We start from the raw sequence: 789 nt of genomic DNA, 5'->3' as shown, positions 1-789 counted from the left end.
GTTGACTACAACGTCAAGGTTCGCGTCAAGGCGGACAACAGCGGTGTCGACCTCGCCAACGTCAAGATGTCCATGAACCCCTTCTGCGAAATCGCCGTGGAAGAAGCAGTGCGCCTGAAAGAGAAGGGCATCGCCACCGAGATCGTCGCCGTCTCCGTCGGCCCGACCGCTGCCCAGGAGCAACTGCGCACCGCCCTGGCACTGGGTGCCGACCGCGCCGTGCTGGTCGAATCCGCTGACGAACTGAACTCCCTGGCCATCGCCAAGCTGCTCAAGGCCGTGGTCGACAAGGAACAGCCGCAGCTGGTCATTCTCGGCAAGCAGGCCATCGATTCGGACAACAACCAGACCGGCCAGATGCTGGCGGCGCTGTCCGGCTACGCCCAGGGCACCTTCGCCTCGGCCGTCAACGTCGAAGGCGACCGGGTCAAGGTCACCCGCGAAATCGATGGCGGTCTGCAGACCGTCGATCTGAAACTGCCGGCCATCGTCACCACCGACCTGCGCCTGAACGAGCCGCGCTACGCCTCCTTGCCGAACATCATGAAGGCCAAGAAGAAGCCGCTGGAAACCCTCAAGCCGGAAGAGCTGGGCGTCAGCACCGCTTCCAGCCTGAGCGTGGTCAAGGTCGAAGCCCCAGCCGCGCGCAGCGCCGGTATCAAGGTCAAGACCGTCGACGAGCTGGTCGACAAACTGAAGAACGAAGCCAAGGTGATCTGACATGACGATTCTGGTTATTGCCGAACACAACAACGCCGAACTGAATGCCGCCACCCTGAACACCGTGGC

At 62.5% G+C, this 789-nt stretch carries 1 protein-coding gene; it reads left to right on the top strand.

Annotated features, from left to right (window positions below; genetic code table 11):
- Positions 1 to 720, top strand: a 720-nt coding sequence (locus tag H6X51_RS19860) for an electron transfer flavoprotein subunit beta/FixA family protein (RefSeq protein ID WP_185269136.1), incomplete at its 5' end; no start/stop codon positions are given.
- Positions 721 to 789 lie beyond the last annotated feature (69 nt).

Origin of the sequence: Halopseudomonas xiamenensis, assembly GCF_014219065.1 — a bacterium.
GTDB classification, from domain to species: Bacteria; Pseudomonadota; Gammaproteobacteria; order Pseudomonadales; family Pseudomonadaceae; genus Halopseudomonas; species Halopseudomonas xiamenensis.
The sequence above is the reverse complement of the archived record's forward strand: the minus strand, read 5'-3'. Positions and strand labels throughout refer to the sequence as shown.